This window comes from Streptomyces sp. NPDC028711 (assembly GCF_055565415.1).
The window spans coordinates 1,263,823-1,283,619 of record NZ_JBVHUJ010000001.1 but is presented as its reverse complement, the minus strand read 5'-3'; the positions used below and the strand labels follow the sequence as shown (position 1 = coordinate 1,283,619).

At 73.0% G+C, this 19,797-nt stretch carries 15 protein-coding genes and 1 other RNA gene; 11 read left to right on the top strand and 5 right to left on the bottom strand.

Annotated elements, in window-relative coordinates; translation table 11 throughout:
* Positions 1-117: 117 nt before the first annotated feature.
* Positions 118-4,377 (bottom strand): FHA domain-containing protein, encoded by a 4,260-nt coding sequence (locus ACZ4VK_RS05660; protein WP_468348717.1) that lies wholly within the window; start codon positions 4,375-4,377, stop codon positions 118-120.
* Between the two features lie 536 nt (positions 4,378-4,913).
* Between ACZ4VK_RS05660 and ACZ4VK_RS05655 the strand changes: the two genes are divergently transcribed.
* The 4 genes from ACZ4VK_RS05655 to ACZ4VK_RS05640 all read left to right on the top strand — a co-directional run bounded on the left by ACZ4VK_RS05655 (position 4,914) and on the right by ACZ4VK_RS05640 (position 10,628).
* Positions 4,914-6,635 (top strand): serine/threonine-protein kinase, encoded by a 1,722-nt coding sequence (locus tag ACZ4VK_RS05655; RefSeq protein WP_468348715.1) that lies wholly within the window; start codon positions 4,914-4,916, stop codon positions 6,633-6,635.
* 118 nt (positions 6,636-6,753) lie between these two features.
* Complete coding sequence (locus ACZ4VK_RS05650) at positions 6,754-7,998, top strand: serine/threonine-protein kinase (protein WP_468348713.1); 1,245 nt, start codon at positions 6,754-6,756, stop codon at positions 7,996-7,998.
* Between the two features lie 76 nt (positions 7,999-8,074).
* The gene (prfB, locus tag ACZ4VK_RS05645; RefSeq protein ID WP_468348711.1) at positions 8,075-9,178 is read left to right on the top strand and encodes a peptide chain release factor 2; all 1,104 of its coding nucleotides are present in this window, start codon (positions 8,075-8,077) and stop codon (positions 9,176-9,178) included.
* A gap of 415 nt (positions 9,179-9,593) precedes the next feature.
* Positions 9,594-10,628 (top strand): LPXTG cell wall anchor domain-containing protein, encoded by a 1,035-nt coding sequence (locus ACZ4VK_RS05640; RefSeq protein WP_468348709.1) that lies wholly within the window; start codon positions 9,594-9,596, stop codon positions 10,626-10,628.
* A gap of 86 nt (positions 10,629-10,714) precedes the next feature.
* Here the strand turns inward: ACZ4VK_RS05640 and ACZ4VK_RS05635 are convergent, their stop codons facing one another.
* Positions 10,715-10,897, bottom strand: coding sequence for a hypothetical protein (locus tag ACZ4VK_RS05635; protein WP_389679450.1), 183 nt, complete (start codon positions 10,895-10,897; stop codon positions 10,715-10,717).
* Between the two features lie 236 nt (positions 10,898-11,133).
* On the opposite strand from ACZ4VK_RS05635, the gene ftsE reads away from it, so the two are divergent.
* The 5 genes from ftsE (at position 11,134) to ssrA (ending at position 15,094) form a co-directional block, all read left to right on the top strand.
* Positions 11,134-11,823, top strand: a complete 690-nt coding sequence (ftsE, locus tag ACZ4VK_RS05630; RefSeq protein WP_053648390.1) for a cell division ATP-binding protein FtsE — start codon at positions 11,134-11,136, stop codon at positions 11,821-11,823.
* A 23-nt stretch (positions 11,824-11,846) separates the two neighbouring features.
* Positions 11,847-12,764, top strand: coding sequence for a permease-like cell division protein FtsX (gene ftsX, locus ACZ4VK_RS05625; RefSeq protein ID WP_468348707.1), 918 nt, complete (start codon positions 11,847-11,849; stop codon positions 12,762-12,764).
* A 78-nt stretch (positions 12,765-12,842) separates the two neighbouring features.
* Entirely contained in the window at positions 12,843-14,030 is a 1,188-nt protein-coding gene (locus ACZ4VK_RS05620) for a S41 family peptidase (protein WP_468348705.1), read from the top strand.
* 18 nt (positions 14,031-14,048) lie between these two features.
* Positions 14,049-14,588 (top strand): SsrA-binding protein SmpB, encoded by a 540-nt coding sequence (gene smpB, locus ACZ4VK_RS05615; RefSeq protein ID WP_360784908.1) that lies wholly within the window; start codon positions 14,049-14,051, stop codon positions 14,586-14,588.
* 113 nt (positions 14,589-14,701) lie between these two features.
* Positions 14,702-15,094, top strand: a transfer-messenger RNA (tmRNA) gene (ssrA, locus tag ACZ4VK_RS05610).
* 92 nt (positions 15,095-15,186) lie between these two features.
* Here ssrA and ACZ4VK_RS05605 read toward each other — a convergent pair.
* The 3 genes from ACZ4VK_RS05605 to ACZ4VK_RS05595 all read right to left on the bottom strand — a co-directional run bounded on the left by ACZ4VK_RS05605 (position 15,187) and on the right by ACZ4VK_RS05595 (position 17,174).
* Entirely contained in the window at positions 15,187-15,444 is a 258-nt protein-coding gene (locus tag ACZ4VK_RS05605; RefSeq protein WP_468348702.1) for a Txe/YoeB family addiction module toxin, read from the bottom strand.
* Entirely contained in the window at positions 15,441-15,716 is a 276-nt protein-coding gene (locus ACZ4VK_RS05600) for a type II toxin-antitoxin system Phd/YefM family antitoxin (RefSeq protein WP_423674234.1), read from the bottom strand. The genes ACZ4VK_RS05605 and ACZ4VK_RS05600 overlap by 4 nt, the downstream gene beginning before the upstream one ends.
* A 69-nt stretch (positions 15,717-15,785) precedes the next feature.
* Complete coding sequence (locus ACZ4VK_RS05595; RefSeq protein WP_468348700.1) at positions 15,786-17,174, bottom strand: MFS transporter; 1,389 nt, start codon at positions 17,172-17,174, stop codon at positions 15,786-15,788.
* A gap of 109 nt (positions 17,175-17,283) precedes the next feature.
* Between ACZ4VK_RS05595 and ACZ4VK_RS05590 the strand changes: the two genes are divergently transcribed.
* Positions 17,284-18,225: a LysR family transcriptional regulator gene (locus tag ACZ4VK_RS05590; protein WP_468348888.1), complete on the top strand. Its 942-nt coding sequence runs from the start codon at positions 17,284-17,286 to the stop codon at positions 18,223-18,225.
* A 164-nt stretch (positions 18,226-18,389) separates the two neighbouring features.
* Positions 18,390-19,748 carry a nitrate/nitrite transporter gene (locus ACZ4VK_RS05585; RefSeq protein WP_468348698.1) on the top strand — a complete coding sequence of 453 codons (1,359 nt, stop codon included), beginning with the start codon at positions 18,390-18,392 and terminating at the stop codon, positions 19,746-19,748.
* Positions 19,749-19,797: the final 49 nt, after the last annotated feature.

The window sequence follows — 19,797 nt, the reverse complement described above, 5'->3', positions numbered from 1 at the left end:
CCCGTCTCTCCCGTGCGCGTCGCTGTCCCGTGCCGACAGGTCTACGCCGGGTGGCGGGGCCCCGCAATACCGCCTTCCGCCTCAAGCGGGGGATCGTGACGGCCTCGTGACGTGCCGTCAGCCGTGTGTCGCGGGGGTCAGCGGGGGTACGGGGGTCGCCTCGACCGAGCGGGCGGCCCGGTCGAGCGCGCTCGCCAGGAGCGCCAGATCCGTCGGTCCGTTGCCCAGCTCCCGGACCGGGCGACGGGTGGGCGGATCGCCCATCCGCTCCCATTCCAGGGGTACGACGGTCGGGCGGAGCGTCGCCGTCCGGGGGATCCGGCCCGTGACGCGACCCGACTGGAAGGGGGTGACGCGCCCGTCCGGATGCCCGAGCCGCCCGCGTCCCGCCGTCGGCACGTCGGGGCCGGCGGTCAGCGGGGGCGCGTCGAGCACGATCCGCAGCCGGGCCCCGTGGGCCAGCTCCGTGTCGGCGGTCCGGTCCGGGCGCGCGGAGGTCGCGACGAGATGCACCCCGAGCCGCGCGCCGTTCCGCGCGACGGCCTCCAGGGCCCTGACGACGGACCCGGCGGCGGGCCGGCCGGAGGCGCCGAGCGCGGGGGCGACGAGGGCGTCGAAGTCGTCGACGAGGACGACGAGCCGCGGAAGGTAGGCGGAGCTACCGGGCCGGGCCGGTTCGCCGGAGGCGGGGCGGGGGATGCGCACGCCGGTGTCGTCGCCGGGGGGTCGGTGGGTGCGGCTGCCGGTGTCGTCCCCCGAGGGTCGGTGGGCCCGGCCGCCGGTGTCGTCAGCCGCGGTCCGGCCGACCCGGCCGCTCGGGCGGTCGGCGAGGTTGCCTTCGCCCGCGCGCAGGGTGCGGCTGCTCGGGCGGTCGGCGAGGTTGCCTTCGCCCGCGCCGCGGGAGACTCGGCTGCTCGGACGGTCCGTCAGGTCGCCGTCGCCGGTGCGCAGGGTGCGGCTGCTCGGGCGGTCGTCAAGGGGGCCGCCGTCTCTTCGCGGCAGCCGCCCGCTGGGCGTGTCGGACAGGAAGGCGTCATGGCCGGGGCGCGTCCGGGCGCTGGACCGCTCGTCGAGCGAACCGTCCCCGGTACGGGGGACGCGGCCGCTCGGGTGACCGGCGAGGTCCTCGGCGCCGGGGCGGGACGTACGTCCGCCGGAGTGACCGGCCTGGTCCTCGGCTCCCGGCCGGGGCACACGGCCGCTCGGGTGATCGCCGAGGTCGCCGTCGCCCGTGCGGAGCGTACGACTGCTGGGCCACCCGCTGAGATCGTCCCCCGGGTACGCGGTCCGGGCGCTCGACCGGCCGCCGAGGTCATCGGCGCCGGGGTAAGGGGTTCGGCCGCTGGTCCGGTGGTCGGGGTCGCCGGGGTACGGGGTGCGACCGCTGGTCCGGCCTTCGGGGTCGCCGGGGTACGGGGTGCGACCGCTGGGGCGTGCGCCGAGATCGTCGCCGCCGGGGTACGAGCTCCGGCCGCCGGCTCGGTTGTCTTCGCCGCCGGGGTACGCGGTTCGGCCGCTGGACCGGCTGTCGAGGTCACCGGCGTACGAGCCCCGGCCGCCGGCTCGGCTGTCGTCGCCGCCGGGGTACGAGCTCCGGCCGCTGGGCCGGCCGTCGATGTCGCCCGGGTACGGCGGGCGGGCGCCCGTTCGGGGCTCGGCGGTCGTGGAATACGTGATCCGGCCGCTGGGGCGGCCGCCGAGGTCGTCCGAGGCCGGGTACGGGTCGCCCGTGCGTCCGCCCCGGATGCTCGGGAGGGCGCCGATCGTGCCGTCGCCCGTGCGGAGGGTGCGGCCGCTGGTCCGGCCGTCGGGCTCGGCCGCGTCCTGGACGCGGACGGTCGCCCGGGTGCCCTGGGGCACGGACTCCGCCGGGCTCGGGGCGCGCTGGCCGATCAGCCGCTCGGCGGCGGCGGGCACCGCGCGCGTGCCCCGGCGGTCGGCGAAGTGACCGTCGCCGATGAGCTCCGCGCGGCGCTTCAGCTCCGCGCCGAGCGCCTGCGCGAACTCCCGCATCCGCACCGGGTCCGACGCCACCAGGTGCTCGGTGACGTGCGGCAGCTCCGTACAGGCCGCGAGGCCTTCGCCGCGCTCGCCGCCCGCCCCGTCCACCAGGAGCAGTCCGAGCCGGTCGGGACGCCCGCCGGCCGCGAGCGACGCGGCGATCGAGCGGAGGAGCTCCGTCCGTCCGCTTCCGGCGGGGCCCTCGATCAGCAGGTGGGGGCCCTCCCGGGTGAGGTCCACGGCGAGCGGGCCGCGTGGTCCTGCGCCCAGGACGGCCGTGCCGTCGCCGGCGGAGGCCCAGCGGGCCATCAGGGAGGCGGGGGTGGCACGGGCGAGCCCGAGCTCGTCGAGGAGCCGGGCCGACGGGGGCAGCGCGGCGGCACGGCTGCCCGGGGCCGCCGTCGTGTCCGTCCGCAGCGGGGCGAGCGCGCGTCCGAACCGCTCGGCCCAGGCGACGGACACCGCGTCGACCACGCCGACGGTGCCGTGGCCCGCGACCCGGCCGCCGGAGGTCCGCAGCAGCCGCAGCGCCGTCGCCACGTCGCCGCTGAGGAGCACGGCGGCCCCGCACTCGCGGAACGCGAGCGACGCGGCGCACGCGGTCTCGTACGTGGCGGCCACCGGCGAGACGGGGGAGGCCGAGGGCGCCTCGGCGAGGCACAGGAGGTGGATGCCGGCGGCCGCTCCGGCTCCGGCGAGCCGGGCCACCGTCTCGCGCAGCGCCGCCGAACCGGGGTCGCCGTCCACGACCACGACCGTCGTCGGCCCCTCGTGGCGGGCCGCGGCCTCGGCGACGGACGCCCGGTCGGCGCTGGGCCAGCCGGGGCCGAGCGGGCCGTCGTCGAGCCGCCGGGTCAGCTCCGCCGTACGGGCCTGGGCCTGCTCGCGGTCGTACGCCAGGAGCAGCCGGCAGTCCTGGCCGTGGGCGGGCCGGACGTGCGGGAGCCAGCCGAGCCAGCCCCAGGCACGGCGCCGCTCGTCGAGCGAGCGGTTCCGGTCGGCGCTGATCAGCACGATCTCCAGGTCGGAGGGCGAGTGCAGGGCGGCGAGCTGGGCGACCACCGAACGGGTCAGGCCGGCGAGCCGGTCGGCGGGCCCGGCGAGACCGAGGGAACCGGCCTCGCGCAGACCCACGGTGACCGGCACGCCGGAGAGCTCTGCCCGGTCCGTCGTACCGAGCCGGACCACCAGGGACTCGGGGTGGTCCAGGTCGCGCTCCCAGAGCCGGGGGCCGGGACCGAGGGCGGTGAGCAGGAGGGTGGCGGGATCGGGCCAGGTGTCGGCCGCCGGGCCGGTGGCGGGTGCGCCGCCGCGCGCGCCGGTGCCGGACCGGCCGCCGGCGTGGGTGTCGGGGGCCGTACGGGGGCCGGCGGCGGGTGCGGGGAGCTCCTCGCGGCCGCCCGCGAGGCGCCGGGCCCAGGCGCCGAGCCCGCGCTTGCCACCCGCGCGCGTGGCCGTGGTCGGGGCCTCGCCCCGGGCCTGCCGGATCCCGCCGTGGGCCTCGGCGCCGTCGGGTCCTTCGGTTCGGTCGTGGTGGTCCGCCGCGCGCGCGGAGCCGGAGTCGTACGGGCCGGTGTACGCCTCGGAGTCCGCGCCGCCGTACAGGACGCCGCCCGCACCGCCGTGGGTGGTGTCGTCCGCGGGGTGCCCGGGAGCGGTGCCGGGCACGCCCGCGTGCGTCGGCCGGTCGGGCCGCTCCGGCCCGTCCTGGCCGGCCGCTCCGCGCGCGACCCGCAGGTGGCCCTCGCCGTCCGGGGCCGTCGCCCTCGCGTCCGTACCCCTGAGGTCGTCACCGGCGCCGGTCAGGCGCAGGGCCGACTCGCCGAGCCGCAGCAGCGCGCCCGGGGGGAACCTCACCGGGCGGTCGCCGACGGGCACCCCGTCGAGGGTCGTGCCGTTCGTCGAGCCGCGGTCGGCGACCGTGACCCGGCCGTCCTCGCCGACGGTCACGGTGCAGTGCGCGCGGGAGACGTCGGGGTCGTCGAGCGGTACGTCGGCGTCGGCGGAACGGCCGATTCTGATCGGTCCGCCGTGCAGCAGGTGCACCCCGCCCGCGTCAGGGCCCGCGACCACGTGCAGCCGTGCGGAGGCCGTCTCGCCGACCCGGTCGTCGGGGCCGGGGACCTGGAGGGAGAGCACGGCGCCGTCGACCAGCGGGGGTTCGCCGAGGACGCAGCGGCGGCCGTCGAGCCGCTCCGCGCCCGCGTAGAGGACGGTCGTGCCCGAGGAGGAGGTGTCGGGGCCGGTGACGGCCGCGGCGAGGTTCGAGGCCACGGCGGCGAGAGCCGTCCCGGCGGGGGCCGTGACGAGCACGTCGCAGGCGCGCCCGGCGCCGTGGCCGGCGTACGGCGCGAGGACGGTCAGCCGGATCTGCATCGCCGTCAGCGGTCCCTTCTGCGCGACATGCCCGGCAGGGGAACCGCCCTGTGACTCCCCCCACCCGGCACGGACACGTCGTCCGGTACAGGTCGGCACGGCGCGGGGGCTCCCGACCCCTCCGATGCGACGTGCTGGAGGCATCCTCGCACCTGCCGCCGACAGCCCGCCCCCGGGTCGGCCGGAAGTGATCTTGAATGGTCGGCTGTGGACGCAAAAGTGCCTGGTTGAGCATGCCTTCGGAACGTGCCCGGCAACCGTCCCGCCCCCAGGAGCGTCTTCTTCCGGACAGGTGCCCGGTCGTTTCCGGGCAGGAGCCGGACCCGTCCCGGCGCCCCCGGTCGGGGCTCCCACCGCGAGGAACCTCCGGGAGGCTCGTACGCCACGATCGGAATCGGCCTGTGGACGACCGGCCGGTACCCCGTTCGGCGGCACTAAAGTGGGCCGGACACCCGGACGGGTCACAGAACAGAGGACAGGGACCCCGGGGCATCACAGGACCACCCCAGGACCACGGACAGCAGGGAGCGCGTGACGTGCGGCCTATCGGCAGCAAGTACCTGCTCGAGGAGCCGCTCGGCCGCGGCGCCACGGGCACCGTCTGGCGAGCCCGCCAGCGGGAGACGGCGGGCGCCGAGGCGGCCGTCCCCGGCCAGCCCGGCGAGACCGTGGCCATCAAGGTCCTCAAGGAGGAGCTGGCCAACGACGCGGACATCGTGATGCGCTTCCTGCGCGAGCGGTCCGTGCTGCTCCGGCTCACCCACCCGAACATCGTGCGCACCCGCGACCTGGTCGTCGAGGGCGATGTCCTCGCGCTCGTCATGGACCTCGTCGAGGGCCCCGACCTGCACCGGTACATCAGGGACAGCGGCCCGCTCACCCCGGTCGCCGCCGCGCTCCTGACCGCCCAGATCGCCGACGCGCTCGCCGCCAGCCACGCCGACGGCGTCGTCCACCGCGACCTCAAGCCGGCCAACGTGCTGCTCGCCGAGCAGGGCGGCCAGATGCACCCGATGCTCACCGACTTCGGCATCGCGCGCCTCGCGGACTCCCCGGGTCTGACCAGGACCCACGAGTTCGTCGGCACGCCCGCGTACGTGGCGCCCGAGTCCGCCGAGGGACGCCCGCAGACCTCCGCCGTCGACATCTACGGCGCCGGCATCCTGCTCTACGAGCTGGTCACCGGCCGCCCCCCGTTCGCCGGCGGCACCGCCCTCGAGGTCCTGCACCGCCACCTCAGCGAGGAGCCGCGGCGCCCGTCGACCGTGCCGGGACCGCTGTGGACGGTCATAGAGCGCTGCCTCAGCAAGGACCCCGACCGCCGGCCGAGCGCCGTGAACCTCGCGCGCGGCCTGCGCGCCGTCGCCGCCGGCATCGGCGTGCACGCCACGCCCGCCCAGATCGAGGCGGCCGAGGGCGTCGGTGCGCTGCTCGCCCCCGACCCGGCGCCCGCGCCCGTCCCGGAGACGCCCGGCGCGGCCGACCCCACCCAGGTGCTGCCCAGCGGCGCCGGGACCCCTCCGCGGTTCGACCCCGCCGGCGCGACCAGCGTCATGCCGACCAGCGGCGCGGCGGGCGCCGCCGACCCGACGGCCGTCATGCCGCCCGTACCGCCGCAGCCGCCGCAGCCCGGCCAGGGCGCGCAGTCCGAGGAGCCGCACCCCTGGCAGAGCCAGTTGCGCGCGGCCCGCGACCGCAACGAGCAGACGCAGGTGCAGTACCTCGACCCGAGCGAGGACCCGCTGCGCCGCCGCCCGCAGCGGCAGCAGCCCCCGCAGGGCCAGCGGCCCGGTGCGTACGGGCAGCAGCAGCCGCCGCAGGGGTACCAGCAGCAGAACCAGCAGCGCCCGGCCCCGCAGCCGTACCCGCCGCAGCACCAGCAGCCGCAGCAGTACGCGCCGCAGCAGCAGCAGCAGCCGCCGCAGTACGCCCAGCCCCAGCAGCAGTACACGCCGCCGCAGCCGCCGCCCCAGGCGCCGGCCCCGGCGCCCCGTGAGCCGCGCCCGCCGCGTCAGCGCAGCGCCAACCCGGTGCGGATCCCCGGCCTCGGCTGCCTCAAGGGCTGTCTGGTCATGATCGTCCTGTTCGTGGTCGCGGGCTGGCTCGTCTGGGAGCTGACCCCGCTCCAGGACTGGATCGCCGAGGGCAAGAGCTACTGGCAGGCCATCGGCGACGGCATCTCGACGGTGACCGACTGGATCTCCTCGATCGGCGAGAGCACCGGCTCCGGAGGTACTACCGGCGGTACAGGGCAGTAATCCCGCGTCATACTGCCGATTTGTCGACTTCCGAGGGGTGATTTCCCCTCGGAAGTGACGTCCGGCGGCCGAGGGCGCGTAACTTTGCTCGCGAACCGCAGCCGCTGAGGGAGCAGTCTTGGCACGGAACATCGGCAGCCGCTACACCACCCACCAGATCCTCGGGCGGGGCAGTGCAGGAACGGTGTGGCTCGGCGAGGGGCCCGAGGGTCCCGTCGCCGTCAAACTGCTGCGCGAGGACCTGGCCTCCGACCAGGAGCTCGTCGGCCGCTTCGTCCAGGAGCGCACCGCCCTGCTCGGCCTCGACCACCCCCGGGTGGTCAAGGTCCGCGACCTCGTCGTCGACGGCAACGACCTGGCCCTCGTCATGGACCTCGTGCGCGGCACCGACCTGCGCACCCGCCTCGACAGGGAGCGGCGGCTCGCCCCCGAGGCCGCCGTCGCGATCATCGCCGACGTCGCCGACGCCCTCGCCGCCGCGCACGCCGCCGGAGTCGTCCACCGGGACGTCAAGCCGGAGAACATCCTGCTCGACATGGAGGGGCCGCTCGGACCCGGCGGCGCCCACCCCGCCCTCCTCACCGACTTCGGCGTCGCCAAGCTGATCGACACCCCCGGCCGCACCAAGGCCACCCGGATCATCGGCACCCCCGACTACCTCGCCCCCGAGATCGTCGAGGGCCTCCCGCCGCGCGCCGCCGTCGACATCTACGCCCTCGCGACCGTCCTGTACGAGCTGCTCGCCGGCTTCACCCCCTTCGGCGGCGGCCACCCCGGCGCCGTCCTGCGCCGCCACGTCACCGAGACCGTCGTCCCCCTCCCCGGCATCCCCGAGGAGCTGTGGCAGCTGATCGTGCAGTGCCTGGCGAAGGCCCCGGCCTCCCGGCTGCGCGCCTCCGAGCTCGCCGCCCGCCTCAAGGACGTCCTGCCGCTGCTCAAGGGCATCCCGCCGCTCGACGTCCACGAGCTGGACCCGGAGGAGTCGGCCCCGGCCCCCGAGCCGGAGCCGGAGGCGTACGCCACCGGTACGGGCGCCGGCGAGCCCGGCCCGCGCCGGGCCGCCGTCCCCCTCGTCCCCGGCGCCTCCGCCGACTCCAACCGCGACACCCACACCTCCATGCGGGTCCCGGCCCCCGACGAGCTCTCGGGCGGCCCCCTCGGCACCGCCAGGGCCCCGCGCCCCGCCGGCGCCCGCCGCCCCGGCTCGGCACGCCACAAGGCGGAGGCGGTCCGCAAGCGCCGGATCACCCTCGCCGTCGCGGCCGTCGTCGTCGCGGGCGCGCTGGGCGCCGGCGGCTACCTGGCGGCCTCCGGGGACGCGGACGCCCCGCCGCAGGACTCGAAGCAGTCCTCGCTGCCGTAGGGGGCGTCCCGCCCCTGGGAACCAGCCGTGGCGGCCGAAGGTTCGGCTCCTTGCCCGGAGCCGTTACGCTGGACGCGTGGCAGTCGTCGATGTATCCGAAGAGCTGAAGTCCCTCTCCTCGACCATGGGGTCGATCGAGGCCGTCCTGGACCTCGAGAAGCTGAGGGCCGACATCGCCGTGCTCGAAGAGCAGGCCGCGGCCCCGTCCCTGTGGGACGACCCGGAGGCGGCGCAGAAGATCACGAGCAAGCTTTCGCACCTCCAGGCCGAGGTCCGCAAGGCCGAGACCCTGCGCGGGCGCATCGACGACCTCGCGGTGCTCTTCGAGCTCGCCGAGGAGATGGACGACCCGGACACGCTCGCCGAGGCCGAGACGGAGCTGACCTCCGTCCGCAAGGCCCTCGACGAGATGGAGGTCCGCACCCTCCTCTCCGGCGAGTACGACGAGCGCGAGGCCCTTGTCAACATCCGCGCGGAGGCCGGCGGCGTCGACGCCTCCGACTTCGCCGAGCGGCTCCAGCGCATGTACCTGCGCTGGGCGGAGCGCCACGGCTACTCGACCGAGGTCTACGAGACCTCGTACGCGGAGGAGGCCGGCATCAAGTCGACCACCTTCGTGGTGAAGGCGCCGTACGCCTACGGCACGCTCTCCGTCGAGCAGGGCACCCACCGACTGGTCCGCATCTCGCCCTTCGACAACCAGGGCCGCCGCCAGACCTCGTTCGCCGGCGTCGAGATCCTCCCCGTCGTCGAGTCCTCCGACCACGTCGAGATCGACGAGGGCGAGCTGCGCGTCGACGTCTACCGCGCCTCGGGCCCCGGCGGCCAGGGCGTCAACACGACCGACTCGGCCGTGCGCATCACGCACCTCCCGACCGGCATCGTCGTCTCCTGCCAGAACGAGCGCTCGCAGATCCAGAACAAGGCGAGCGCCATGAACGTCCTCCAGGCCAAGCTTCTGGAGCGTCAGCGCCAGGAGGAGCGGGCCAGGATGGACGCCCTCAAGGACAGCGGCAGCTCCTGGGGCAACCAGATGCGCTCGTACGTCCTCCACCCGTACCAGATGGTCAAGGACCTCCGTACGGAGTTCGAGGTCGGCAACCCGCAGGCCGTCCTGGACGGCGAGATCGACGGCTTCCTCGAGGCGGGCATCCGCTGGCGCAAGCAGCAGGACAAGTAACCCCGCAGCAGCGTGTGTTCGGGCCCCGCACCTTCCGGTGCGGGGCCCGACGCCGTTCCGTACAGGGCCCGTCGTCGTTCTGTGCGGGCCCTCCGGCCGGTCGGCGGATTCGCTGGCGCAAGCGGAATCGTGGCGACTGGGACGCTTTGTCGACAAGGTAACGGGTGCTGCGGAGCCCGGAGTTCTGGCTTTACGTCACAGTTGCATCGTCGCATGTGGGGCAGTCCGTGATCTTTCGGGCATCGCACGCGCAACGACCTTGACGCCTCATCGGAAACTCGGAAGGGTGGCGTACTGGCATGCGCATTTCTGGGGCGCGCGTGCGAACGGGGGCCGGCCCAGAAGTGAGCCGCCTCTGTCGCTGCCCCCGAGCGCTGCCCCATGACGAGATGAGCTACTGGGGGTAGCAGATCAGATGACCAACAAGACGCGAGTCCGTTTGGTGCGCGTTGCGGCGAGCGCCGTGATCATCGCCGGTGCGTCCCTGACGGCCGCCGGTGCCGCGACGGCCGTCGGCGGCACCGAGAGCGACGTCATCAGCCTGAACGTGGACATCCTCGGGGATGACCCGTGTGAGGAGGTCGGCGGCCTCTGCGAGACCGGCGGCACCGAGACTGGTGGTACCGAGACCGGTGGCACGGAGACCGGTGGTACCGAGACCGGTGGCACGGAGACCGGTGGCACGGAGACTGGTGGTACCGAGACCGGCGGTACGGAGACCGGTGGCACGGAGACCGGCGGTACCGAGACCGGTGGCACGGAGACCGGTGGTACGGAGACCGGTGGTACGGAGACCGGTGGCACGGAGACCGGTGGCACGGAGACCGGTGGTACCGAGACCGGTGGCACGGAGACCGGTGGCACGGAGACCGGTGGTACCGAGACCGGTGGTACCGAGACCGGCGGCACGGAGACCGGTGGTACCGAGACCGGTGGTACCGAGACTGGCGGTACCGAGACCGGCGGCACGGAGACCGGTGGCACGGAGACCGGTGGCACCGAGACGGGCGGCACCGAGACCGGCGGCAACAGCTCGTCCGGCTCGTCCGGCACCTCGGGCACGTCCGGCAGCTCCGGCTCCGGCGGCTCCGGCTCGTCCGGCGGCTCGGGCTCGTCCGGCACCTCCGGCTCCGACGGTGGCTCCTCCACCAGCGGTGGCTCCTCCGCCGACGGTGGCACCTCCACCAGCGGTGGTTCGTCCACCAGCGGTGGCGCCGGCACCTGCACCGTCGACCTCGACGGCGCCGAGTGCGTCGACACCGGCAACAACACCGACACCAACAACGCCGGCTCGCAGCCCGTGCAGCAGGGCCAGGCGAAGGAGGAGCTCGCCGAGACCGGTGCGGCCGAGACCTCGTTCCTGGTCATCGGAGCCGCGACCATGATCGCCGGTGGCATCGGCTTCCGTATGCTGCCGCGTCTCGTCGCCGGTGGTCGTACCGCCGTCTGAGACATCAGCGCATGACGAAGGGCCGGGGAGATGCTCCCCGGCCCTTCCTCATGCTTTCCGGCTCGTGTGGTCGTCGTGCGGTCCGGCTAGGCCGTACGGACCGCCGCGAGCAGTGCTATGGCGGCCAGCAGGGCGATGGCCAGCGTCAGCAGCATCGCGGGCGAAAGACCCTGGGGGGTCAGGCGCTCGCGGTTCGCGCGGCAGACACGGCAGCGGCCCTCGGCGACCGGGGCCGCGCAGTTGGCGCACACCAGTCGGTCATAGGTCATGCGCTCTCCTCCTCCCGCACGGGGGCTACACATCAGGACAACGTCCGAGGGGGCCCGGACGTTCCCCCTACCACTGTGCCAGCTCGGCGGCGTTTCGGCGCGCCCCACCGGCTCGTCTCCGTTCCGTCCCGAGGGGCGAAAAGGATAAACGTCGCAAGCCAGGACCGCGACTGCGCGGGCCTTCCCCGTTCGCGTAAGGTCACGCACACCTACTCCCGGCCGACCGTGGTGCATCCGTGATCCGATTCGACAACGTCTCCAAGTCCTATCCGAAGCAGAACCGCCCCGCGCTCCGGGATGTCTCCCTGGAGATCGAGAAGGGGGAGTTCGTCTTCCTCGTCGGTTCCTCCGGCTCCGGAAAGTCGACTTTCCTGCGGCTGCTCCTGCGTGAGGAGCGCGCCAGTCAAGGCCAGGTGCACGTCCTCGGCAAGGACCTCGCCCGGCTGTCCAACTGGAAGGTGCCGCACATGCGGCGTCAACTCGGCACCGTCTTCCAGGACTTCCGCCTGCTGCCCAACAAGACCGTCGCCCAGAACGTGGCCTTCGCCCAGGAGGTCATCGGCAAGCCGCGCGGCGAGATCCGCAAGGCCGTGCCGCAGGTGCTCGATCTGGTCGGACTCGGCGGCAAGGAGGACCGGATGCCGGGCGAGCTCTCCGGCGGTGAGCAGCAGCGCGTCGCCATCGCCCGCGCCTTCGTCAACCGCCCGATGCTGCTGATCGCCGACGAGCCCACCGGCAACCTCGACCCGCAGACCTCGGTCGGCATCATGAAGCTGCTCGACCGCATCAACAGGACAGGGACCACCGTCGTCATGGCGACCCACGACCAGAACATCGTCGACCAGATGCGCAAGCGCGTCATCGAGCTCGAGAAGGGCCGCCTCGTCCGCGACCAGGCGCGCGGCGTCTACGGATACCAGCACTGAGCAGGTAGGGGACAGAACACACCATGCGCGCTCAGTTCGTGCTCTCGGAGATCGGTGTCGGTCTCCGGCGCAATCTCACGATGACCTTCGCCGTCATCATCTCCGTGGCCCTCTCGCTCGCCCTCTTCGGCGGTGCCCTGCTCATGCGCGAGCAGGTCAACACGATGAAGGACTTCTGGTACGACAAGGTCAACGTCTCCCTCTTCCTCTGCAACAAGGCCGACGCGGCCGACGGGGCCAAGTGCCCCAAGGGCGCCGTCACCACGCAGCAGAAGGAGCAGATCAAGGCCGATCTGCAGAAGATGGACATCGTCGACAACGTCTTCTACGAGTCGACCGACGAGGCGTTCAAGCGGTACAAGGAGGAGTACGGCGACACCGCCATCGCCTCCGTCATCACGCCGGACCAGATGCAGGAGTCGTTCCGGGTCAAGCTCAAGGACCCGGAGAAGTACAAGGTGATCGCCACCGCCTTCGCCGGCCGCGACGGGATCGAGTCCGTCCAGGACCAGCGGGACACCCTGCAGAACCTCTTCGACCTGATGGACGGGATGAGGATCGCGGCTTTCGCCGTCATGGGCCTCATGCTGGTCATCGCGCTGATGCTGATCGTGAACACCGTCCGCGTCTCGGCCTTCAGCCGTCGCCGCGAGACCGGCATCATGCGCCTCGTCGGCGCCTCCAGCTTCTACATCCAGATGCCGTTCATCATGGAGGCCGCCTTCGCCGGGCTCCTCGGCGGAGCGGTCGCCTGTGTGCTGCTGCTCGTCGGCCGGTACTTCCTGATCGACAACGGCATCGCGCTCGCCGAGAAGATGCAGCTCGTCAACTTCATCGGCTGGGACGCCGTCTTCTCAGTGCTGCCGCTGGTGCTCGCCATCGGTCTGCTCATGCCCGCCTGTGCCGCCTTCATCGCGCTGCGCAAGTACCTGAAGGTGTGAGAAGAGACCACTGACAGCGGATGGCGCCGTACGGTCAAAACCCGTGCGGCGCCATCGCCTTGTCCTAGAGTGGGCGCCATGCCGGCCGACACCGAGCGCCTCTGTATCCGGCCCCGCGGAGTGCTCCGTGGGGCCGTTCTGACGTTGGTCTTCGCCGGGGTCCTCGCCACCGCCGCCGCCACCGGCTCCCTGCCCCGGCAGGAGTCCGCCGGTGAACCCGCCGGGGCGTCCACGCGCGCGGGGCAGCGGTCGCCGGGCGGCGCGCCCGTCGACAGCGCCGCCCTGAACCGCGCCGCCGCCGAGGCCATGGCCGACGGGAAGTCGGGCAAGCAGGCGGCGGAGGAGTTCGTCAGCCGCAGCGGTGACCGCTGGGGCGCGGTGTACGACAAGAAGGAGTACGCCGAGTTCGAGCAGGCTCTCGACGGGACGTACACCGGTGTCGGGCTCTCCGCGGGCCGTGCGGGCCAGGACCGCGTCCGGGTGACCCGGGTGCAGTCGGGCGGCCCCGCCGAGCGGGCCGGGCTCCGGGCCGGCGACCGCCTCGTCTCCGTCGACGGACGCCCGGTCGACGGGCTCTCGGTCTCCGAGGTCGTCGCCCTGCTGCGCGGCGACGGCGTGCCCGGCTCGGCCGTGGTCCTCAGGGTCGAGCGCGGCCGTGCCGCCTGGACGCAGACCCTGCGCAGGGCCCGGCTCGCCACGGACCCGGTCACCGTCCGCCACCTGGACGACGGGACGCTGCTCATCCGGGTCGCCGCCTTCACCAAGGGAGCCGGCACGCGCGTACGTGACGCGGTACGGACCGCCCCGGCCGGCGCCGGGGTCCTCCTGGACCTGCGGGGCAACGCGGGCGGCCTGGTCGCCGAGGCCGCCGTGGCCGCCTCCGCCTTCCTCGACGGCGGCCTGGTCGCCACGTACGACGTGGAGGGCGAGCAGCGGGCCGTCTACGCGGAGGGGGGCGGCGACACCGGCCGGCCCCTGGTGGCGCTGATCGACGGGGGCACCATGAGCGCGGCCGAGCTGCTCACCGGCGCCCTCCAGGACCGGGGCCGGGCGGTCACGGTCGGGTCCCGCACCTTCGGCAAGGGTTCGGTCCAGATGCCGAGCGCCCTGCCGGACGGCTCGGTCGCCGAGCTGACCGTCGGCCACTACCGGACGCCGGCGGGGCACGCGGTGGACGGCCGGGGCATCACCCCGGACCTGGCGGCCGGGGAACGGGCCGAGGAACGGGCGAAGACGGTATTGAGTGGCCTCGGAGGGGGCTCGTAGTGCGAAAATGACCGCACTATGGCAAAGGGACTCGTGAACGTGCAGGGCAAGCCTGCCAAGAAGAACCAGGACAAGGCGCCCGAGCGCAAGATCATCGCGCAGAACAAGAAGGCGCGCCACGACTACCACATCGTCGACACGTACGAGTGCGGTGTGGTGCTGATGGGCACCGAGGTGAAGTCGCTGCGGATGGGCCGCGCCTCGCTCGTCGACGGCTTCGTGCAGATCGACAACCACGAGGCGTGGCTGCACAACATCCATGTGCCCGAGTACATGCAGGGCAGCTGGACCAACCACTCGGCGAAGCGGAAGCGGAAGCTGCTGCTGCACCGGGAGGAGATCGACAAGCTGGAGTCGAAGTCGCAGGAGACGGGTCACACGATCGTGCCCCTCGCGCTGTACTTCCTGAACGGCCGGGTGAAGGTCGAGATCGCGCTCGCGAAGGGCAAGAAGGAGTTCGACAAGCGCCAGACCCTGCGGGAGAAGCAGGACACCCGCGAGACCAACCGCGCCATCGCGGCGGCCAAGCGCAGGGAGCGGGCGGCGAAGATCGCCTAGGGCCCGTCCTGGCGGCGCGGGTCGCGGCTAATACGCTGGCACCAGTGCCCGTCGGTCACGTACGATGGGCCGTGCACGCCTCGCAAGGGGGGTGCACGTTGATAAAAAAACATGGGGATGATCGGTTTCGACAGCGGATACCGATGCAGAGGAAGCGTGTCGAGGAAGCGGCAATGATCTCGTAAACCATATGTCGCAACCAATAATCGCCAACTCCAAGAGCGATAACTCCCGCTTCGCCCTCGCTGCCTAATTTTAGGTAACGACAAGAAGCCTCTGTGAGGAGCGTCAGCCCGGGGATGGTCCCGACCCGGATCCTGGCGTCATTTAGGGATCTAAACCTCTCAGCCCGGTCACGGGGGTGAGAGGGAAATCAAACAGTGACTGAGCCCGTCGGAGACTTGTCCGCGTGATCTCCGGGGCTGAGAAACTCGTAGCGGACTGCACACGGAGAAGCTCTGTTTCCGTACCGTTGGACGCGGGTTCGATTCCCGCCATCTCCACCGAGCGTCCGAGAGGGGCCCGCCCCGCCCGGACACCTCATCCCATGTGGGCAGAGGCCCGGCAGTCACCGCGACTGCCGGGCCTCTGTCATGCGTCAGTAGCGATAGCGGGCCTTGAGGATCTTCGCTTCCTTGTCGTCCGCCCGGTAGACGAGTCGGTGCTCGTCGTCGATCCGGCGGGACCAGTAGCCCGACAGGTCACCCTTCAGCGGCTCGGGCTTGCCGATGCCGCTGAAGGGGTCACGCTGGATCTCGCCGATCAGTCGGGTGATCCTGCGGGCCGTCTTCCGGTCGGAGGAGAGCCAAAACAGGAAGTCCTCCCAGGCCGCAGGGTCGAAGTGGACGCTTCTCACTCCTCGCCCCCGGCCAGCTCCCTCAGCTCGTCCATGGTTTTGGTGATCACCGGTGCGCTCTCGCGGTCGCGGGCCACGGCCTCCATGAGACGCAGGGCGTTGGCGGGAGAGCGGAGCAGGTAGACGGTCTCCTGCCAGGAGTCGTAGTCGTCGGCCGACATGAGGACGGCGTCGCCGTTCTTGGAGGTGATGCGCACCGGGTCGTGATCGGTGTTGACGCGCTCGATCAGGGGGAACAGGGTCGCCCTGGCTTCGCTGGCGCTTATGGACATGGCGTCCGCTCCTCCGGGTCAGGTCGTGCGAGTTTGTGGTACGGCAACCGTACCGGAAACTCGTACCACCTAGCGGGCGGAGGACTCGGTGGTTTTCAAGGTCGTCGCGCAGAGGGTCAGGGCCGCGGTCGCCGCTGTGAGCGGGATCAGGAAGCCGAAGGTGGGGAAGGGGGCGTGGTCGGCGGCCCAGCCGCCGGTGGCGGATCCGGCCGCGATGCCGCCGAGCAGGGCCGTCACGGCCAGGGTCATCCCCTCGTTGAGCTGGGACGCCGGCGTCAGGCGCTGCACCAGGGCCATGCCCGTCACCATCGTCGGAGCCGTCGCCATGCCCGCCAGGAGGAGGCCGCCGGCGAGTGCGAGCAGCGATCCGGTCGATGCGGCGAGCAGCGGCAATGTCATGAGGGCGGCCATCGCCGCCAGACAGGTCCGCAGGCGCGCGGTGCGCCGGGCGCGGCCGTAGAGAAGGCCCGCCGCGCAGGAGCCCGCTGCCTGGAGGGCGAGCACGGGCCCCGCGAGAGGGCCGTCGACGTACGCGAGGGTCACCACCTCCATGGAGCCGAAGACCGCCCCGGTCGCGAGGAAGACGGCCAGGAGAGGGGCCATGCCCGGCACCCGCAGCGGGGAGCCCGTGGCCGTGCGGGGCGCGATCGGCGGTTCGGTGGAGCGCTGGGCGGTGAAGACCAGGACTCCGCCGAGGAAGAGAACGGCGGCGACGAGGGTCCCCGCCTCGGGGAAGAGGGTCGAGCAGAGGAGCGCGGCGACGACCGGGCCGAGCATGAAGCAGAGCTCGTCGGCGGCCTGCTCGAAGGCGTTGGCGGTGTGCAGGGCGTCGCGGTCGCCCCGGAGGAGATGAGCCCAGCGGGCCCGGGACATGCCGCCCGTGTTGGGGCTCGTGGCGGTGAGGGCGACCGTGACGAACAGGGCCCAGGTCGGTGCCTTCGCGTGGACGCAGAGCAGCAGGACGAGATGGCCGAGGACCGCGTGAGCGGTCGCCGGGACCGCGATCCGCGCCTGGCCGTACCGGTCGACGAGCCGGGCGATCCAGGGGGCGGTGAGGGCCCCGGCGGCCATGCCGGTCGCGGTCACCGCGCCCGCGAGGGCATAGGAGTCGTACGCCGCCGCGATCATGATGACGGCGCTGACGCCGAACATGCCCATGGGCAGCCGGGCGATCAGATTGCCGGCGGTGAACGCGCGGGTGCCGGGGACGGCGAAGAGTCGCAGGTAGGGGTTGCGGGGGACGGCGGGCGGCCGGGCGGGGCCCTGGGGGGAGGGTTTGGCGGCGTCTTGGAGTGCGGTGAGGGACGGACCGGTGGCGGCGGAGGCGGCGGACGGTGCGGTGAGGGATGGGCCCGTGGCGTGGGGTGTGGTGGCGGACGGGGCGGTAGGTGGTCGTTCGGCGTGGCGGGGGGCGAGGGCCGGGCCCGCCGGGGTCGGGGTGAGCTCCGGTTGCGGCATGGATCAAGGCTCGGGGTGAGTGGCCGGGCGGGTCCAACACCTTTCGGTGGCCATTCACGCGCCTGTGTTGTTAAATGCGGCGGTGCCCGCCACCTCGTCCCCGTACGACATGGACCCCCGGCTCCTGCGCGCCTTCACCGCCGTCGCCGAGGAGCTGCACTTCACCCGTGCCGCCGCCCGCCTCTACCTCGCCCAGCAGGCCCTCAGCCGCGACATCCGGCGCCTGGAGCGCGAGCTGGGCGCCGAGCTCTTCGTACGGACCACCCGGCAGGTCGCCCTCACTCCGGACGGCGAGCGCCTCCTCCCGTACGCGCGACGCGTGCTCGCCGCCCACGACGAGCTGACCGAGGCCTTCCGGGCCGCGCCCCGGCCCCTCCTCGCCGACCTCAACACCCCCGGCCTCGCCCAGGAGCGCGTCCTGCGCCGGGCCCGGGAACTCGCCCCCGACCAGGAGCTGATGGCCCGCTACGAGAGCGGACTCACCGGCGCCGTCCGGGACATCCTCACCGGCCGGCTCGACACCTCCTTCGGCCGGTACGGAGGCCTCGACGCCGGGCTGCGGGCCCGGCTCGGCTCCCAGCTGGTGCGGTACGAGCGGATGGCGGTGATACTCCCCGACGACCACCCGCTCGCCCACCTGCCCGAGGTCCCGCTCGCCGGTCTCGCCGGGGAACGGATCTACGCGGGCGCGGGGAACGACCGCACGCTCGAATGGACCGACCTCGCCGCCCGGCTCTTCGCCGGACGCGGCATCGAGGTCGCCCCGCCCGCGCCGCTCGCCGTCGGCCACGAGGAGTTCCGCCGCATCATGGCCAAGCACCGCACCCCGGTCCTCGCCGTCGTCGACTTCCCGCCCATGCCGGGCTGCGTCCTGCGGCCGCTCGTCGACCCCGTACCCCTGTCACCCGTGAGCCTCGTCTGGCGCGAGGGCCTGCGCCACCCCGGCCTCGACGCGCTCCGGGCCGCGGCCGCGGAGATCGGCGCGGCGGAGGGCTGGCTGGAACGCCCACCGGGCTCCTGGCTGCCCGAGAACGAGCCGGGAGTACGCTGACCGGCACCCGGGCGGCGCTCACAGACCCCGCGAGCGCCGGGTGAGAGCAAGGTTCCGTTCCCGTCACCTCACGGCACCGGGCTGAAACGCGACCTCCCTAACGTCTGTGGCAGGTGGACCGGGGCTGTGGACGCCCCAGGACCCGACACCCGCGGAGGTACGACATGGGCGGCGGCCGGTGGATCGAACAGTGGGAGCCGGAGGACGAGACCTTCTGGCGCGAGAAGGGCGAACGGATCGCCCGGCGGAACCTGATCTTCTCCGTGCTCTCCGAGCACATCGGCTTCTCGATCTGGAGCCTGTGGTCGGTCATGGTGCTCTTCATGGGACCGCAGTACGGCGTCGACCCGGCCGGCAAGTTCTTCCTGATCGCGACCGCCACCGTCGTCGGCGCGCTGATCCGGATCCCGTACACCTTCGTCGTCGCCCGCTACGGCGGCCGTAACTGGACCGTCTTCAGCGCCCTGCTGCTCCTGCTGCCCACGGGCCTCGCCTTCGCGGTGATGGAGCCCGGCACCTCGTACACCACCTTCGTCCTGGTGGCCGCGCTCACCGGCGTCGGCGGCGGCAACTTCGCCTCCTCCATGACCAACATCAACGCCTTCTTCCCGCTGCGGAAGAAGGGCTGGGCGCTCGGCCTCAACGCGGGAGGCGGCAACATCGGCGTCCCCGTCGTCCAGCTCGTCGGCCTCCTCGTCATCGGCACCGCGGGCGCCATGCACCCGAGGATCGTGCTCGGCGTCTACCTGCCCCTGATCGTGGTCGCCGCCGTGTGCTCCGCGCTCTTCATGGACAACCTCGCTCCCGTCAAGAACGACACCGGAGCCGCGAAGGAGGCCGTCCGGGCCCGCCACACCTGGATCATGGCCTTCCTTTACATCGGCTGCTTCGGCTCCTTCATCGGCTACAGCTTCGCCTTCGGCCTCGTGCTCCAGACCCAGTTCGGCCGCACCCCGCTCCAGGCCGCGTCCCTCACCTTCATCGGCCCGCTGCTCGGCTCCCTGATCCGGCCCATCGGCGGTTCCCTCGCCGACCGGCACGGCGGCGCCCGCATCACCCTCTGGACCTTCGCCGCGATGGCCGCGGCGACCGGCGTCGTGATCTACGCCTCCGTGATCGAGTCGCTCGCCGTCTTCCTCGTCGGCTTCATCGCCCTCTTCGCCCTCAGCGGCCTCGGCAACGGCTCCACGTTCAAGATGATCCCCGCGATCTTCCTCGCCCAGGGGCACCGCAAGGGGCTCGCGGGAGAAGCCGCGGAAGCCTACGGGCGACGCCTCTCCGGGGCCGCCATGGGCCTCATCGGGGCGATCGGCGCGCTCGGCGGACTCGGCATCAACCTCGCCTTCCGCCAGTCCTTCCAGACCTCCGGCAGCGGCACCGCGGCCTTCGTCGCCTTCCTCGCCTTCTACGCGGCCTGCATCGTCGTCACCTGGGCGGTATACCTTCGCCGCCCGACCGCCGTCCCCGAGACGGCCGAGGCCGTCACCGCGTCGGAGTCCCGGCCCGGCTACGCGAAGGTGTGACCCCCGATGCCCGGCGCGGACCGTAACGACCAGGAAATACGGGCGAACC

What these genes read in the sequence shown, in the direction of transcription:
- ACZ4VK_RS05660 (WP_468348717.1), bottom strand. Translation starts at nt 4,377, where the DNA reads ATGCAGATCCGGCTGACCGTCCTCGCGCCGTACGCCGGCCACGGCGCC.
- ACZ4VK_RS05640 (WP_468348709.1), top strand. Translation starts at nt 9,594, where the DNA reads ATGACCAACAAGACGCGAGTCCGTTTGGTGCGCGTTGCGGCGAGCGCC.
- ACZ4VK_RS05635 (WP_389679450.1), bottom strand. Translation starts at nt 10,897, where the DNA reads ATGACCTATGACCGACTGGTGTGCGCCAACTGCGCGGCCCCGGTCGCC.
- ftsX (WP_468348707.1), top strand. Translation starts at nt 11,847, where the DNA reads ATGCGCGCTCAGTTCGTGCTCTCGGAGATCGGTGTCGGTCTCCGGCGC.
- ACZ4VK_RS05620 (WP_468348705.1), top strand. Translation starts at nt 12,843, where the DNA reads ATGCCGGCCGACACCGAGCGCCTCTGTATCCGGCCCCGCGGAGTGCTC.
- smpB (WP_360784908.1), top strand. Translation starts at nt 14,049, where the DNA reads ATGGCAAAGGGACTCGTGAACGTGCAGGGCAAGCCTGCCAAGAAGAAC.
- ACZ4VK_RS05600 (WP_423674234.1), bottom strand. Translation starts at nt 15,716, where the DNA reads ATGTCCATAAGCGCCAGCGAAGCCAGGGCGACCCTGTTCCCCCTGATC.
- ACZ4VK_RS05595 (WP_468348700.1), bottom strand. Translation starts at nt 17,174, where the DNA reads ATGCCGCAACCGGAGCTCACCCCGACCCCGGCGGGCCCGGCCCTCGCC.
- ACZ4VK_RS05590 (WP_468348888.1), top strand. Translation starts at nt 17,284, where the DNA reads ATGGACCCCCGGCTCCTGCGCGCCTTCACCGCCGTCGCCGAGGAGCTG.
- ACZ4VK_RS05585 (WP_468348698.1), top strand. Translation starts at nt 18,390, where the DNA reads ATGGGCGGCGGCCGGTGGATCGAACAGTGGGAGCCGGAGGACGAGACC.